Annotated in this window: 11 protein-coding genes and 1 pseudogene; 1 reads left to right on the forward strand and 11 read right to left on the reverse strand. The window is 55.5% G+C overall.

Annotated elements, in window-relative coordinates:
• The first annotated feature begins 25 nt into the window (after positions 1-25).
• The gene (locus tag ACZ45C_RS01555; protein WP_233139246.1) at positions 26-397 is read left to right on the forward strand and encodes an SRPBCC family protein; all 372 of its coding nucleotides are present in this window, start codon (positions 26-28) and stop codon (positions 395-397) included.
• A gap of 45 nt (positions 398-442) precedes the next feature.
• Here the strand turns inward: ACZ45C_RS01555 and ACZ45C_RS01560 are convergent.
• From ACZ45C_RS01560 to ACZ45C_RS01610, 11 genes and pseudogenes are all read right to left on the reverse strand, one after another.
• Positions 443-787, reverse strand: a pseudogene (locus ACZ45C_RS01560) (type II toxin-antitoxin system PemK/MazF family toxin); the annotation flags it as partial.
• Positions 784-1,155: a MarR family transcriptional regulator gene (locus ACZ45C_RS01565; RefSeq protein WP_094530790.1), complete on the reverse strand. Its 372-nt coding sequence runs from the start codon at positions 1,153-1,155 to the stop codon at positions 784-786. The gene ACZ45C_RS01565 and the pseudogene ACZ45C_RS01560, both read right to left, overlap by 4 nt.
• A 162-nt stretch (positions 1,156-1,317) precedes the next feature.
• Positions 1,318-1,725 carry a hypothetical protein gene (locus ACZ45C_RS01570; RefSeq protein WP_276274300.1) on the reverse strand — a complete coding sequence of 136 codons (408 nt, stop codon included), beginning with the start codon at positions 1,723-1,725 and terminating at the stop codon, positions 1,318-1,320.
• Entirely contained in the window at positions 1,722-2,540 is an 819-nt protein-coding gene (locus tag ACZ45C_RS01575; protein WP_460559680.1) for a ParA family protein, read from the reverse strand. Before ACZ45C_RS01575 ends, ACZ45C_RS01570 begins: the two co-directional genes overlap by 4 nt.
• Positions 2,541-2,865: 325 nt before the next feature.
• Complete coding sequence (locus ACZ45C_RS01580) at positions 2,866-5,433, reverse strand: DEAD/DEAH box helicase (protein WP_460559678.1); 2,568 nt, start codon at positions 5,431-5,433, stop codon at positions 2,866-2,868.
• 2 nt (positions 5,434-5,435) lie between these two features.
• Positions 5,436-6,893 (reverse strand): ribonuclease H-like domain-containing protein, encoded by a 1,458-nt coding sequence (locus tag ACZ45C_RS01585; RefSeq protein WP_460559676.1) that lies wholly within the window; start codon positions 6,891-6,893, stop codon positions 5,436-5,438.
• 250 nt (positions 6,894-7,143) lie between these two features.
• Positions 7,144-9,603, reverse strand: a complete 2,460-nt coding sequence (locus ACZ45C_RS01590) for a DEAD/DEAH box helicase (RefSeq protein ID WP_460559674.1) — start codon at positions 9,601-9,603, stop codon at positions 7,144-7,146.
• Positions 9,604-9,653: 50 nt separating this feature from the next.
• Positions 9,654-11,417 carry a HesA/MoeB/ThiF family protein gene (locus ACZ45C_RS01595; protein WP_460559672.1) on the reverse strand — a complete coding sequence of 588 codons (1,764 nt, stop codon included), beginning with the start codon at positions 11,415-11,417 and terminating at the stop codon, positions 9,654-9,656.
• A gap of 1 nt (position 11,418) precedes the next feature.
• The gene (locus tag ACZ45C_RS01600) at positions 11,419-11,910 is read right to left on the reverse strand and encodes a hypothetical protein (RefSeq protein ID WP_460559670.1); all 492 of its coding nucleotides are present in this window, start codon (positions 11,908-11,910) and stop codon (positions 11,419-11,421) included.
• Entirely contained in the window at positions 11,907-12,179 is a 273-nt protein-coding gene (locus ACZ45C_RS01605; RefSeq protein ID WP_460559668.1) for a hypothetical protein, read from the reverse strand. The genes ACZ45C_RS01600 and ACZ45C_RS01605 overlap by 4 nt, the downstream gene beginning before the upstream one ends.
• 240 nt (positions 12,180-12,419) lie before the next feature.
• Positions 12,420-14,567 (reverse strand): phospholipase D-like domain-containing protein, encoded by a 2,148-nt coding sequence (locus tag ACZ45C_RS01610; protein ID WP_460559666.1) that lies wholly within the window; start codon positions 14,565-14,567, stop codon positions 12,420-12,422.
• Positions 14,568-14,670 lie beyond the last annotated feature (103 nt).

The raw sequence follows: 14,670 nt of genomic DNA on the forward strand, positions 1-14,670 counted from the left end.
GCCTCCGACTGTTGTCCGCGAATCGATGAACGAACTCGATCAGTTCATGCGAGCGTCGGGGTTCGATGAGGTTCACGTAGACGGCGAAACGGTTCGCGTCGCGAACGAAATGGGGATCGCGACTATCGAACTCACGCTTGAACTCGTTGACCGTCCTGACGCCGACCTCGCCTACGAACAGCGCAAGGGCATCTTCGAGGAGATGCGGACAGCGTACACCGTCACATCAGATCCTAACGGGAGCGAAGTGGTCGCAACGACGGAGTTCGCGCTTGACGTTGCGATCATCGGAGATGTACTTGACTCAACGATCATCAAACGCCAACGGCGAAAGGAACTCACGGCTCAGGTCGATTGGCTTGAAGAGGGGACAAGCTTAAACGAAGGTGAGGAGTGACTAGACGACTTCCCAGATGATGTCCCGTCGAAGATCACGATCAAGGAGATCAACGATAATCGCTACTATCAGCGATTCCCATAGATCGCTGTCAAGGCGGCCCTGCCAGAAATCGATATCCTCGCGGACGATCGATTGGACTCCCCACAGAACAATCCGACTCTCATCCGGGATCCCACCACGAAGCCAACTCTCACCGGGGATGTCGATTAGGCCGTCCATCCAAGATTTCGACGTCAACGTGAGCGCGATATACTGATCGCCGTAGAACGGACGGCCTTCGTGATTCGAGAGAATGATCCATGGCCGAGCATCTCTCTCACCTTTGAACGGATCATCCCCGTAGACGACGTCGTCACGCTCGAAAATCGGTGTCTCTTCGTCGGTCACTGTTCGTCCTCGACGCTCGGATGTGGTTCCTCGGGTGCGTGTTCGCGCCAGGACTCCTTGTCCTCTGTACCGAGTCGCTGGTTGAACAGGGCGGTCGCTCGTTCGTACCCGCTGTATCCGTCGAGTCGCTCTGTGTCGTCGGTTATCGCCCAGTACGTCGCTTTGTGTTCGACGAGATCGCGGTCCTTCAGTCTCGAGAGCGCGGTGCTGACCGCGCCCTCATCGAGACCGATCTGAGAGGCGATTTCGCGGGCCTTGAACGCGCGATCATCGTTGGCGGCGAGAAATCCCAGCACCTGATCCGGGACGGAAAGTTCCTCGAGTTCGTCCTCGCTCGTCTTCTCGAAGGTATCTCGGTCGATGGACATCGTTGAGCAGAAATACGGTGTCAATCGTAATGAGTGTTAGGTGTGAAAGCGACGAAATGGCTGAAGGGGATACTCCGCCCGTAGCCTCGTCGAAGCAGTTCGAGAATCGTATACATTGAGACGGCCAGTCTCAACTACCAGCAGGCCTCGTTCTCCGCGAGGTCATTCGTCGCCGAGTTCCGAAAGCCGATCCTGGATTTCCTCGGCATCCGCCTCAGAGAGCGCCTCAACACCGAACTGGACGAGTAGCGGGTAGAAGTGGCGGTTCTTCTTGAACTCGTCCTGGCCCGCCTTGCGGAGCTTTAGCTGGGACTCGAGATAGGTATCCTCCATCTCGTCGAGGACATCGTCGGGAATGTAGATCGTCCGCCCGTTCCACTCGTCCTTGATATTCGTCTTCGTTTTGCTCGTTTCGTTCGTTTCACTCGTTGAAGTCGATTCGGTCGTTTCGGTCGATGAACTGGTTTCCACCGTTTCACTCACCTCACTCGTTTCGCTGGAATCAGCCTCGTCGTCCTCCTCTTCGTAGTTGCCCTCGATGCCGGAAGCATCACCCCAGCCGTCGCTCATGCTTCCACCTCCTCAGGGGCAGTCTTGTCAAACGTCTCGTCGAACAGGTCGGCAATCTCGTTGAACAGGTCGCGTGCATCCTCGACGCGCTGGTTCTCCTTGCCGAAGCCAAAGACGGACACCCCCTCGCCGATCGACTGGGAGAGGTCGGTCCGCTTCGGGATCTCGAACACCGGGAGGGAGTACGCCGACTTGATCTCCTCGATGGTGTCGCGGTGTTCAGCGTTCTGCTCAACGCGGTTACAGACAATTGCGAGCCGATTGATGTCTCCGTACGCCTGTTCGAGGGAACTCAGCTGCTTTGCGAAAATCTGGAGGCTGTTGGCGTTGAGCTTCTCGGGAATGACGGGGATGACGACGTTGCCGGTCGCGACCAGGGCGTTGTCGGTGAGGACGTTCAGGGATGGCGGCGTGTCGACGATGATGTAGTCGTAGTCCTTGTCGAGCTCGTCGAGCGTCATCTCCAGCCGCTCGCGACTCTTCGGCGCCTCTAGCAGGGTCTGGATGTTCTTGTTGTTCGCGAGCTTCTCGCTGGCGGGAAGGATGTCGAATTCCTCGTGCTCGACGATGATGTCGTTCACCGACTCCATCTGGTCGAAGTCGAGGACGTCGAACAGCGTCGTACGGTCGGTATCGTAGTACAGATCGTTGTAGCCAAGCGAGCAGGTGAGCCCTCCGTGATAGTCGATATCGACCAGGAGGACGTCGTGGCCTCGGGCGGCGAGTGCGCCGCCAGTATGAATGACGTCGGTCGTCTTCCCTGCGCCGCCCTTCTGATTCGCCACCGTGATTCGTGCAGTATTGGTGTCGGTCATTATCTTCGTTTCTCTCGTTGTGTTCGTTTCGTTCGTTTTGGTCGTTTAGTTCGGTGCGTTCGGTGAGGGTGTTTCACTCGGTGAGAGGATTACTACGATGTTAAAACCAACTGTTCGTTTCGCTCGTGGAAGTAAACACACTCGTTGCTATCAACCTATTCGTTCTATTCGTTACGTTCGTTTCGCTCGTTTTGTTCGTTTGGTTCGTTATACTCGTTTTACCCGTTCCTTCACGGACCCCAGTAATGTCGTCGATGGAAAGTGATCCGGCACTCAGAGTAGGTGATTCAAGAATAGCCTATCTTAAGCTGAGAGATTCTATCGATTAGGAGATCGAAGCAGGTGGTCGCTGGTCATCGACAGGATGCACTTCGCTATCCGTCTCCGGTAGGTGTTCCTCGAGGTCATCTACATCCTGATCGGCCAGCAGATGCTCAAGAACATCCGCAGCTGCTGGTGAGTATAGTGGACGATTATCGTTACCACAACGGTCGTCCATTGTACAGGCCGGACAACCTTCATCACGATCACACGAACAGTCGACGATGAGGTCGTGGGCGCGTTGGGCTACGTCCTCAAAGTGTTCGTAAATCGACCGCGAGAATCCGAGACCCCCCTCTATACCGTCGTAAATGAACCATCCACTTTTGTCGGGATTACCAGGGAGCCGATTGGTCGCGAGACCCCCGATGTCACCACCATCAACTTTCAGCTCAAGTGGCGAGACAGCGATCATAGCGTGTTCCACGGCGTGAATCCCACCGAGATACCCGTGAAGCCGTGGTGGAAGGTTGATACATTCCGGGTTGTGGTATTCCGAGTGCTTGTTGAGCATCGCCCGTTCAATGTTGTTGGGGGTCTCTGCCCAACACAGCTGGGTTCGCATCTCTAGCGGCGGGACCCCAGTTTCATTGCCCAGTTCGAGCACGTCCCCACTTCCGATCTCTCGCTTGAGGTACGTGCTATAGTGGACAGATACCGTTCCGTACCCCCAATTGAGCGTGAACGGTCCGACCTCGCGCGAGTCCTCGACAACCGTGTCGTAGATGTTGACCTGGCCCTGGGACTGAGTGTAGTAGCTCACGTTCGCTTTCTCAAGTGAGATGTACGGCTGTGGGATGTCTTCCCGAAGCTCAACGACCTGATACTGCTCGCCCTGGTGGAGAACAGTTGCGCCCTCGTGGTAGTCTCTGTAGGCCCGGTCACGACCGATTGGTTGATGGTCAATCGATCCATCACCAGCTAGCCGCACGTCGAAGGTGTTTCCTCCAGAGGAGTACAGACTGATCTCGTCCTGCGGGCGGTCGCGATGAGCATACATCACGCCGCCTTCGAGAGATCCTTCGAGGTCGCCCTTCCGTCGGCCGTACTCGACTGCACGCTCCAGTCGTTCCTCGCCTCCGAAATTCTCCGCATCATCGCGCATGAGGGGAAGTTCCTGCGCGGCACAGTTGAGTTGCTGGAGGTATACTGGATTGTTGTCGAGGTCGACGACAGCGCTCTCGTGGTCCTCTTCGAGAACGTACTCGGGGTGCTGAAGGATGTACTGATCGAGTGTGGAGTGACTTGGAACGAACACAGAGAGCGCATCTCGCGTTCCTCGACCCGATCGACCGATGCGTTGCCAGAACGACTGCCGCGACCCCGGGTAGCCCATGAGAACGGTCCCATCGACGCCACCGATATTGATGCCGACCTCCAGGGCACTTGTCGTCGAGACGCCGTCGAGCTGTCCTTCTTTGAGCTGGTACTCCGTCCCCCGACGGGACTGTTTACCGTGTCCGGCGTGGTAGGATGCGAAGTCCGGTCTTCCCTGATACCGGTTCTCTGGATCGCTGATGAACCTCTTCGCGCGATTGACGGACAGTTCGGTGAGCTTTCGCGAGTCACAGAACAAGAGCGACTGAACGTTCTTCTGGCACATGTGCGCCCACACTTCCGGGGCTTCGACCGTGGCCGGACGCTTCGACAGCGCCGGAGAGTCAATATCGTCGGTGAGACCGTCATCACCACTCATCGGAGGATCCCAGAAGACGAGGTGACGGATGCCTCGCGGTGATCCATCTTCGTCGACGACTGCCGCGGGCTCTCCCGTGAGTGCGAGAGCGTGTTCGGCAGGATTGCCTATCGTCGCCGTCGTGAGGACATACTGAGGATCGCCGCCGTAGTAATCGATGATCCGTTGGGCGCGTCGGAGGATCCAAGCGACGTGCATCCCGCCGAGGCCAGTCCACATGTGAGCTTCGTCGATAACGACTAGCGAGCAGTTGGAGTGGAAGTCTGCCCACAGGTGGTGGCTCTCCAGATACTGATTCAGCCCGACGAAGTTCGTGATTACGACGTTGCACTCATCGCGGATGCGAGACTTTTCCTCGCTCTTCGTGTCACCATCGTAGACGCCGACACTGATATCGAGTCCGAGCGTGTTACGAAGGAACTCGTTGAGTTCTTGCTCCTGGTCGCGACTGAGCGCCTTCGTCGGATAGACGATAAGCGACCGCGTCTCTGGATCCTCAAGGTATTGACGGGCGATGTGGAGACCGTAGACCAGCGTCTTCCCCGAGGATGTACTAGTCGCCACACACACGTTGTCACCGCGCTCGAGCACCTGGAGAGCATCTGCTTGGTGGCTCCACGGGTCGAATTCGAGGTTTCGAGCGATTTTGGGTGGAAGCACATCTCCTGGTGGAACAGTCTGCTCCTCACGAGCGGGAATCTCGAAGTTCTCGTGAACTTGCCCGAAGTAGCGGTTATTTGGATAGGTACTCTCGAGCTCCTCGCCGGTGAGTTGGAGGATGTCCGTCTCGAAATCGATGTCACCGTTGTTGGTGTTGTCCTCCGAGCTGGTCGTGAGGTCTGTCTGGCTGTGGTCGGTATTGTGGTCGTCGTGCATTGTTAGAAGTCCATAAGTCCGGTTTGTGTGGTGTTTTCATCAGCAGGAGCGCCGGCACGCTTGTGGCCGGGGGTTGCCTCAGCGATGGATTCGTAGACTGCAGCCAGCTCACGGACGTCTGCCTCACAGTATGCCCGAGCAGTGTCCCAGTCTACGTCACGAGCGCGCTCTGGAGATACGAGAAGCCGCTGGATGGTCTTCGCCAGTGATTTCCCATCCACAGCGGCAGCAGCCGAGTCGCGCCCATGCCCGAGAGCCTCAGCGACGTCTTCGACCCGATTCGTCCGACCGGGGAGGATGGCGTTGTCTTTTCGCACGGCCCAATCGAACAGGTCGTACTCGAACACGGAGTCCGACCAGTAGTCTGCGTACTCCGGTGCGTGTCCTCGGATGAATCGGCTGAGGTGTTTGAAGTCGAAGTTGTGGCCGTTCCACGCGATGAGGGACGTACGATCGTACTCGCTGGCTAGCCACGCAACAAACTCTCGGGTGGCTTTCCCTGGGTTGTCTCGCGACGGTTCCGTATCGATGAAGTCCACGTACTCGTCTGTTTCCGGGTCGTAGACCCCGATGAGCCAGATGATACTAGGGTTGAGACCATCAGTCTCGATATCAATGAACAGCGGACTGTAGTCTGCTGCGGGGACGGCTTCGTCTGTGAGACGGATGACGCATCCTTCGGACAACGCGTGGGCGCTCTGGCGGATGCTCTGCGCTTTCGACTCACCGATACCTCGAACCTCACGCAGATCGCGTTCCGTCGCAGCTGCGACGTCGTCACGCGTCTCATACCCATTCCGAGAGAGCTTCGGGGCTGTTCCCTTGCCCACACCCGAGAGCGCTCGGAGGCCGAATTTATCCGCTGGAGTCGTGGATACGGCGATGCGGCCGCCCGAATCAAGCGAAATGCAGGCTAGTTCGGGTGCCCCTTGGCGACGGGTTGGAGCAAGCCCGCGCACGGGAAGGCGAACGCTCTCGTCGTCGACGTCAGCCTTCCACACGAAATCGTAACTGGCCTCCATGGCTCCGGTGAGGAACGTCGCTTCCCGGTCGGTTCGGTGTTGGAAACGAGCGAGGTGTTCGAGGCCATCAAGCGAGACCTCCAATGTGACTGAGTCGGCGTTCGTCTGGATCTCATCACAGATGACGTAGTCGACGTCGTCTGGGAGTCCTTGTCCGCTAGCGGTAGAGGCCCCACCGATGAAGTCGAGCGAACTGGCGATGGACACGGTGATTCCGTCAACAGTCTCGGTGTGAACAGCGCTACGTCGAGTATGAATTACCGGACATGAAGCAGTCCGCTCGACAGTGCTCACCGTTCGCATGTCCAGCTTTTCTTCGACAATGTAGATGAGATCCGCATCGAAGTAATCGACGAGATCTTCGATAGCGGTCGTCGTAGCGTCGACTAGCGCGTCGCACCGGAGAGCAAGCAGACGTACTCCAGGGTCGCCCGGCATGTCTCAGTGGGTGGTTGTTCCCTGTTCCGGTTGCCTATAGGTAGAGAGCCACTCGTTTCGCGTGTTGGTCATACACTCACTAACGGAACCCTCTGGCTTATACTTTCTGACTAGCAACTCCCCGATGTTCCTATCTTAGACATAGACGAATTCTAAAGTGCTCTTCTGAGGTCCGTGGAAGCTATCGGCCTCTATACTCTCACCGGCCAGCGGGTCGATAGAGTACTGAAATGACTGACTATAGTCTTCCCTAAGGCTGAACAGGAACCTCTAACAGTTGCTTCAGAAGACGGATTGCGAGCTGCTTGTTTAGCGTCCGATTCGCATTCCCACATTGCGGCGAGTGCACGCACGATGGACACCCGTCTTCACAGGGACAGTTAGAGAGCATCTCCAACGTTCGCTCAAGCATTGTCTCCAGCTTCCCGAACGCTTCTCGAGTAAGTCCGACTCCACCCGGATGAGCATCGTGGACGAAAATCGTGCTCCGTCCAGTGTGCTGATGATACTCGGTCGAGAGTCCACCAACGTCGCGACGAGCACATAGAATCTCGAGTGGGAACAAAGAGATCAGTGCATGCTCCAGAGCGTGAATACTCGCGAGAAATCCGTCCTCTTCATCACTCGCAGCTTTGATGTCCTGCTCGATCTGGGGCGGAATTGTGAAATAGAGCCCACGGGTGCGAATTGTCCGTTCAGGAAGCGGCTCGTCGAAAGCCCGCTCGACGCCATCCTCATCTGATGGGTGGTCATAGAGCATATATCCCGTCACTTCTTCGGCGACGGTGAGATCCGCAAATCCAACAGAAACGGTCTCCCCCGAGCCGAGACCGTCGGTCTTGAGTTCCTCTTCGATAGAAATTCGTTTCTCAGTGAGTGGACGGGTATACCCCATCGTATTCGCTGACTTCAGGAGCACACGGTCAGCATCGTATTCTGCCTCCGTCACACGATACGACTCCTTTTGGTGGTGATAGATTGCACCGGGGTGCGCATCACGAAGCGCATCGCCAAACGGTAGCGAGGTAAGTGTCATATCACGCAGTCTATCATAAAGCTCGATTTGCCGATCATCGATAGAGCGGATGTCCATCGTGTGTTGCGGGCTGTCCTCCCCCATGTACTTCCACCGGGAACCGGTTCGAGAGCTAAATCGCTCTAATTGGTCCGCGTCATCAAGAGATGCTACAGTCGCCGGATATTCAGCGCCGAAGTAGGTCTCATCACTGGTACGCAGGAACAGCTCTTGAGCCGCACAGCAAACGTGGTCATCTAGTATTTGTGTGTTTGCGGGGTTTACTGCTGCTTGTTCAGGATCGCCGTCGAACAGGAGATCCGGATTCGCCATGCAGTACTGGTCTAATGGATTCGGGCTTGCTACTAGGACAACGAGACTCGGATTTTCTCCACGTCCTGCCCGCCCCGCACGCTGGAATGTGCTCATACTCGTTCCTGGATGCCCGTCGAGAAGAACGACGTCAAGACTGCCGACGTCGATGCCGAGCTCGAGTGCGTTCGTACTCCAGACACCTCGAATGGATCCATCGCGAAGCCCTGCCTCGATAGTGGTCCGACGCTCGTCCTGGAGTGCTGAATGGTATGCAGTAACCTGGTCCGCTAGCTCGTGTTCACCACGCTTTCGAAGTTTGCTATCGCACCAGTTTGCGTACTGTTCGGCTCCCTGTCTGGCCCGTGTGAAGACGAGCGTTTGATACCCTTGTTGAACAAGGTCGCAGAACAACCGCACCGTTTCTGGGTGATGGGAACGGCGCTCTCCGCCTATAATCTCGTTGTGGTGGGGAACTTCAACTGGACTCGATGGTGGTGGACTCGCTTCAGAATTGCCTTCTGTATTTGAAGGTAGTCCGTCGGCTGCCGCCGATTCTGCCTCCAGTTCCTCGTCTTCTCTTAGCGGTGGATTCCAGAATACCCACTGGCGAGGGCCTGTTGCACTGGCATCATCGTTGATTAGTGAGAACTGGCTAGGTTGCTTTCCGGTGACTGCTGCTGCGTGTTCGATTGGATTCCCGATAGTTGCAGAGCAGCAGATGTACTGAGGAGTAGAATCGTAGTACTCTGCCAAACGCGAGAGACGACGGAAAATTAGTGAGACGTGGCTTCCGAATATCCCCCGAAACTCGTGTACTTCGTCGACGACGACCGTCTCGAGCTGTTGGAAGAGCCACTTCCAGTGTTTTGGTGATTTAGAATATGGGAGCAAACTTTTATGGATCATATCGGGAGTGGTCAAGAGAACATCTGGTTGGCGGGCCCAGACTTCGCGTTTCTCGGAGTCCGTCAGTAGTCCTGTATATGTCGCAACGTCGACGCTCTGACTTCCTTCAAGATCTGCAGCAATCTTGGAAATGGTATCCCTTTGGTCGTTAATCAGAGCGTTCATCGGTGCGATATAGAGCGTCTTACCGTGGTGATCAAGAGCGCGTTCGAGTGCTGGCACCGTATAGGCGAGACTCTTACCGCTAGCCGTCGGAGTAGCGAGCACGACATTATCTCCGTCTCGGACGACTTCGATTGCGTCCGCTTGGTGTTGGTAGAGTTCGTTGATATTGTGACGAGAAAGTGCGCTCGCTAACCGGGGATCAAGATCGATTGGTGATGTTTCGGCCGAGGCCCCTGGCGTTCGCTCTTGATGGGTGATTTGACCCTCGTAGTAGGGGCGGTCTCTAAGCCACTCGATCGTCTTCTCCACGGACGGTTCTTGATTCACGTGAACTGGGATTGTGGTTGACTATTTTCGCTCTACTGAGACGATTCCTTCGGACTTCGGTTCACGAGACGACCGACATACGCCGTAAAGCGCTGAAATACGCTTCTCTCTGTTTGCTCTTTAGCATCCGGGGAGGTCTTTTGTTGCTGATCGTCCTCCCTGTGTTCTTCGAGGACTTTGCGGAACGTCGGATCGGGCTCAGTCGGCAACTCGTAGTGATCTCCCCGTGCGAGTGCTTCTTTCCGATCGCAGGCCTCCTTGCACGAGATCCATTTTTCATTATTGCTATCTTCTTGCCAATCAACCGTGCCGAAGAGAGCATCGTACTCCTGGCTGCCAACGAGAGCTTGCGAAGTGATGCCGACTGCAAGCGCTTGGAAACGAAGTGCCAACAGTGATGCCACGAGCCCGTTGTTCGTAGCGACGGAGGGCGCCCGCTCGTTACCTTCGCCATCATCTGCCGGTTCTTCACCGTCATCCAGGCCTTGGACGTATCCCGCCCCACGAGCGGCATCTGGCTCTCTATCGTGAATCACGCCCTCTTCCTCATCTCCGTGGAACCAGTGGCCAGTACACTCAAGACATGGATGACCTGGTCCCGTAGCAGAGATGAGCGATCTAGACCCGATGTCGAGTTCATCTTTATCGTCATTCGGGATGAGCTCGGTACCCCCGTCAAGAACGGGAATGAGGTGAGCATGCGAAACCTCGTCGAGAAGATACCGAACCCAATGCGTGTCGGCGGCGTTGATGATGACATCGCAGTCGAGCAGTTGTGGAAGGCAAGCGTGCTCCTCGTCTTCCTCGACTACGCTTCCGTACTCTGCCTGTGCGGTGAACCGCGGGTTCGTCGCCGACCGCTCCGCGACTTTCCTTGCCACCTCGGCTTTCGGCTTACCGACATCATCAGCTGTAGCGCCGTAAGACCGATTGAGGTTCGCACGTTCGAGGTAGTCGAAGTCGACGAAGACCGTTTCTTCAACGCCGAGACGTGCTAATTGTTCGGCGAGGAGCGAACCGACGCCTCCGAGACCTACGACTCCAACGCGGAAGCCAGCAAGCGTCTGTTGACCGCGTTCCCCCCAGAGCTCTACCGTTGAATCCTGAGCTTCTGAGTCGATCTCTCCGCCCGTACCAGCCGGCCCTGTAGCGTTCCTGATCGTTGGGAGCTTTTTGGTTCGTTCGCCTACAACGCGGACCGCTGTTGCGTGCGTGAATTCACCCGTTTCCTCTCCGGTACGGCTTTCCCCTTCAGCCTTTGATGAGTTTGGATAGACGAACTCATACGCCCGAACCGACCATTCGCGTTGGCCAGTCTCGGGGTTAGGACGATCTGTCACGATACCCGCTGCGAGGGGGACCTCCGAGCCGAGATTCAGACCGATGTCGTACAGTTCTTCTTTATCAGCTATTTTGTCGGGGCCAGACGGAGTCGCACCGCTTCCTGGGTGGGTGTGGATGAATATCAGACCCGCTCCTGGCACTTCTGCAGCCTCGTTGATTGACCGTAGCGTATAGTCAGGGTGGAACTTTAGCTGGCCGTCGAAGTAGACGTCTCCCGGGCCCGGTTCGACGACCTGCTGTAACAGGTACGTCGTTCTTCTGTCTCCCGTACTCGGAGTGATGATTCCGATTGCTCCTCGCTCGGGTAAACCATGCAGATGGTGTCCTTCGGGCGGCTTCAGGAATCCATCAAGTGTCTCCCATGTCCCTTCACTGAGCGCAAACTGGAATTCTGCAGCCTGACTGGGTGGCGACTTCTGACCGACTGCACGGGCACGGTACGCTCCTGTCATGCTACCCCGTTTCGAAGCCTGCGTCGATCACTTCGATTGCACGGACGGCGTGCTCCGGCTTTTCTGGCTTAAAATTCAGGTGTGACCACCTCAGGCTGAAGGTAATTCCCTGATCGACTCCCAAGTCATTCTGAAGATACTTGTCTTGGTCACGACGGGCCGGATTGTTGTCTTCCCATCCCTCCCGATCGGCACGTTCGATTGGCGGGACGGTTACAACCCAGTGAGGATCGCTGTTTACGAAATTCTCAGGGAGGAAAATGTACACTTCCGCTTGTTCTGGTGTGTAAGGGTGGTGATATACAGTGAAGTCGAACTCACCAAGCCAGACTGCAATTTCCCCTTTGTGTCTTCCGACTGGGATTGCTGGTGTGTGTCTTTCTCGGAGGGTCGAAAGCGCCTTCTGAAACGAAGGTTTCAGATTCTCTTCTGCGATCTTGGCTGGTGGGGAAGGTCCTTCCATCTCGCCCGTGGACGTTTCGCCTTCACTCACGACCGACCGCTCCCCTTCGGGACTATTCGGAAGAACTTCCGATTCTCGTCACCTAGGTCGACGGTGTCGGAGTCCTCGAACTGAGTGTCCTTGGGCTTATTCTTTCCTTCCAGAGCGTAAAGCCACTTCTGGCCGGTTTTATCCTGGTCTGTCCCTGCTTCGATCATGATCGTCTCTGCGGTCTGAACGGGGTCGTCGAACTGGATCGTCGCGTTCCCGATGTGGATCGGGTACGTCCGGTTCTCCTCCCCTTGGTCTTCAGCTCCCATACCACTACATCTATTCTGGGATGACTTATATCTTGTCACTAGCAACATCCGAAACACGCTAAATTGAAAATTGTATCCCTACGTTGGGGGATGCTATGGTGTAGATCAATCGAATTTGACTCCCCAGTGCACGAAATCCGCCAGCTCGAGGGGCAAACGACAATCTATGGGGCGTATTCAGTAATGTTGAGTCCCACGAGAAGCTCATATCGTGTCCGCCGATCTATGCAAATTCCCGAGTTACCGCTTCAGAAGGCTACGAGCGCGTGAGAGGAATCCTTCTCGCGGATCGCCGGTAGTCGTCTCCCCAAGCCAGTCGAAGAACTCGTCCGGCGTCTTGATGATCAAATCGAGCCCCCGCTTTTCAATTCGAACCGTCATCGGAGGGTCACGCTTGTACTCGTGGAGTTCAAAGTTCATCGACTCCGGGAAGGTCACCTGTAGCGTATCACTATCCTTAGCAATTTCGACGTCCTCTCGATCGATGAGGTTTCGCCAGCGTTCTCTACCAGTGTCATATGCTTGCTCAGCTGGTTCAGTTGGGAAGTAGTCTGGCAGTGGACGGTCGGCATACTCATAGAGGTCCTGCATGGCCGCCCTCACTTCCCGAAGTGCGTCAGAGTCAGTTCCCAGCTCGAGATCGCGGTTGAGATACTCGTACCCAAACCACTGGAAAATCGGGTTCTCCGTGTCGATTAGACGGTTTACTTCAGCTTCCCCCTGATGTGAGGTCATGAAATTCACGTCGAATCGGAGGATCTTAGCACGGTTACGGAACCACTCTCCAGGGCGCTTATCGTTCGAGATGAAAGCGAACATCGGATAGGCCGTTTCGCCGGTCCATCCACTCCAATAGTTTCGAAGGGTATCCAGCGAGTTCACCTTCTGCTTGGTGATGTCGTCGACGACGACGGGGAACGACGTGTGTGCTGAACGCAGATTCCGGACTTTTCGCTTCCCAATTTCGTCTGCGTCGACGGGTGCTTCGACACGGTTTCCACTGATCAGAGACAGGGCAAATCGACAGAATGTCCCTTTTCCTCCGTTTGACTCGCCAAAGACGTAGAGGTACGGGAGAGCCTTGTCGAGGTTAATCCCGTGCTCACGATAGAACTGAGCCTGTCGATTGGCGAACGGCGCCCAGAAGAACCAGAGTAGTGCTTCATACATGTGGGCCTTGACTGCGGTCGGATTGTTGGAGTTCCCATAGTTGTCCACTGTCGCAAAGTAGTCCTCAATTTCAGCGAGTGCCTCGTCGACCCGCTCTGGATTAGACGGTGGCTGCGTGACACGATAGACCGTGCCGTCGTAATGGAACTTCAGCTCGTCCTTGGCCTCGTTCAGGTGCATCGTCGGAACATCGAAGACTTGCTCCGCGTATCGCTGGAAGGCATCCGGCGTCGTAGTCAACGTATCATTCGACACTGTCGCATCGAAATCGGTCATCTGCGACAGCGTATCAACTGTCGACTCCTCGTACCCGCGGAGTGACAGAGTTATGCGGTCCTGTGGTGCTTCTTCCAAGTCTGGATCATTCTCAGTAGAGTCCTCTTCTACTTCGCCTTCTATCACCTCTGACTCCTGCTCCGAGTCTGAATCTGTACCCCCATCGAGAGCGAGATCCACCGTCTCAACTTCAGCATCGATATGGTCTGCGAGACGACCGTGAACCTCACCTAGTTCGTCTTGTGTACCCACACGCCCTTCGGTGTACAGTTTGATTACCTCTTCTCGGTCATCGTCCGAGAGTTCGAGTTGTTCGGAGAGATCTTCCAGGAAGGGCCCACCACTATTGTACGAGTCTCTGTGATCGCGATAAACCTCCTCAAACTCTTCGTAGAGCTCACTGTCCGTCTTCGTATCGTAGACGACGCCCATGTTCGTCTGATTTGACCATGCATTTCGAGAGAGATTCGGGGATCCGACGATGACTTTCGCCGGTGAACCGTCATCAGTATCCTCAGGTTCAGATTCAACTGGAGCCTCTCCGCCAAGGGTCATCTGATCCTCAGCGTTGTCATCAGCTTCCCCTTCTAAGACAGAGTCGTCGTACTCAAGAAGATATAGCTTAGAGTGTACCTCCTTGTTCTCACAGAGGTAAATTACGAGCTTGCCTTCACTCCTGAGCTGTTCGAGGCGATCTGCGAGATCAGGCTTATCGATGAGGCGCTCGCGGTAATCGGATACATCCCCGACGACCACCTCCAAGGACTCCAAGTCGTCCAGGTCCTCGAAGAGATCAAGAATAAACTCAGGGGAATCACAATAGGTGACGACACGCATTCGTTTTGCGCCATCGAAAACGTCGGAGAATGACCGCCAGCTCTTGAAAATCTCGACGTGGCTTTGATCAATACTTTTGGTATCGAGGGGGATATCGAACTTCATTGGATTTGGAGTCGAGGATTTGTCATTAGGTTATAATCCGGCCGCTGTTCATTTAGGCCACTTTCTGAATGTTGTTCGGATGATTCGAACCACCCCCGTGGTA

The organism is Halorubrum pallidum (assembly GCF_055380345.1).

Bases quoted from the DNA above. Each gene is read 5' to 3' on its own strand.
- ACZ45C_RS01575 (WP_460559680.1), bottom strand. From the start codon at position 2,540: ATGACCGACACCAATACTGCACGAATCACGGTGGCGAATCAGAAGGGC.
- ACZ45C_RS01580 (WP_460559678.1), bottom strand. From the start codon at position 5,433: ATGCACGACGACCACAATACCGACCACAGCCAGACAGACCTCACGACC.
- ACZ45C_RS01605 (WP_460559668.1), bottom strand. From the start codon at position 12,179: ATGGGAGCTGAAGACCAAGGGGAGGAGAACCGGACGTACCCGATCCAC.
- ACZ45C_RS01585 (WP_460559676.1), bottom strand. From the start codon at position 6,893: ATGCCGGGCGACCCTGGAGTACGTCTGCTTGCTCTCCGGTGCGACGCG.
- ACZ45C_RS01570 (WP_276274300.1), bottom strand. From the start codon at position 1,725: ATGAGCGACGGCTGGGGTGATGCTTCCGGCATCGAGGGCAACTACGAA.
- ACZ45C_RS01610 (WP_460559666.1), bottom strand. From the start codon at position 14,567: ATGAAGTTCGATATCCCCCTCGATACCAAAAGTATTGATCAAAGCCAC.
- ACZ45C_RS01555 (WP_233139246.1), top strand. From the start codon at position 26: ATGAACGAACTCGATCAGTTCATGCGAGCGTCGGGGTTCGATGAGGTT.
- ACZ45C_RS01595 (WP_460559672.1), bottom strand. From the start codon at position 11,417: ATGACAGGAGCGTACCGTGCCCGTGCAGTCGGTCAGAAGTCGCCACCC.
- ACZ45C_RS01565 (WP_094530790.1), bottom strand. From the start codon at position 1,155: ATGTCCATCGACCGAGATACCTTCGAGAAGACGAGCGAGGACGAACTC.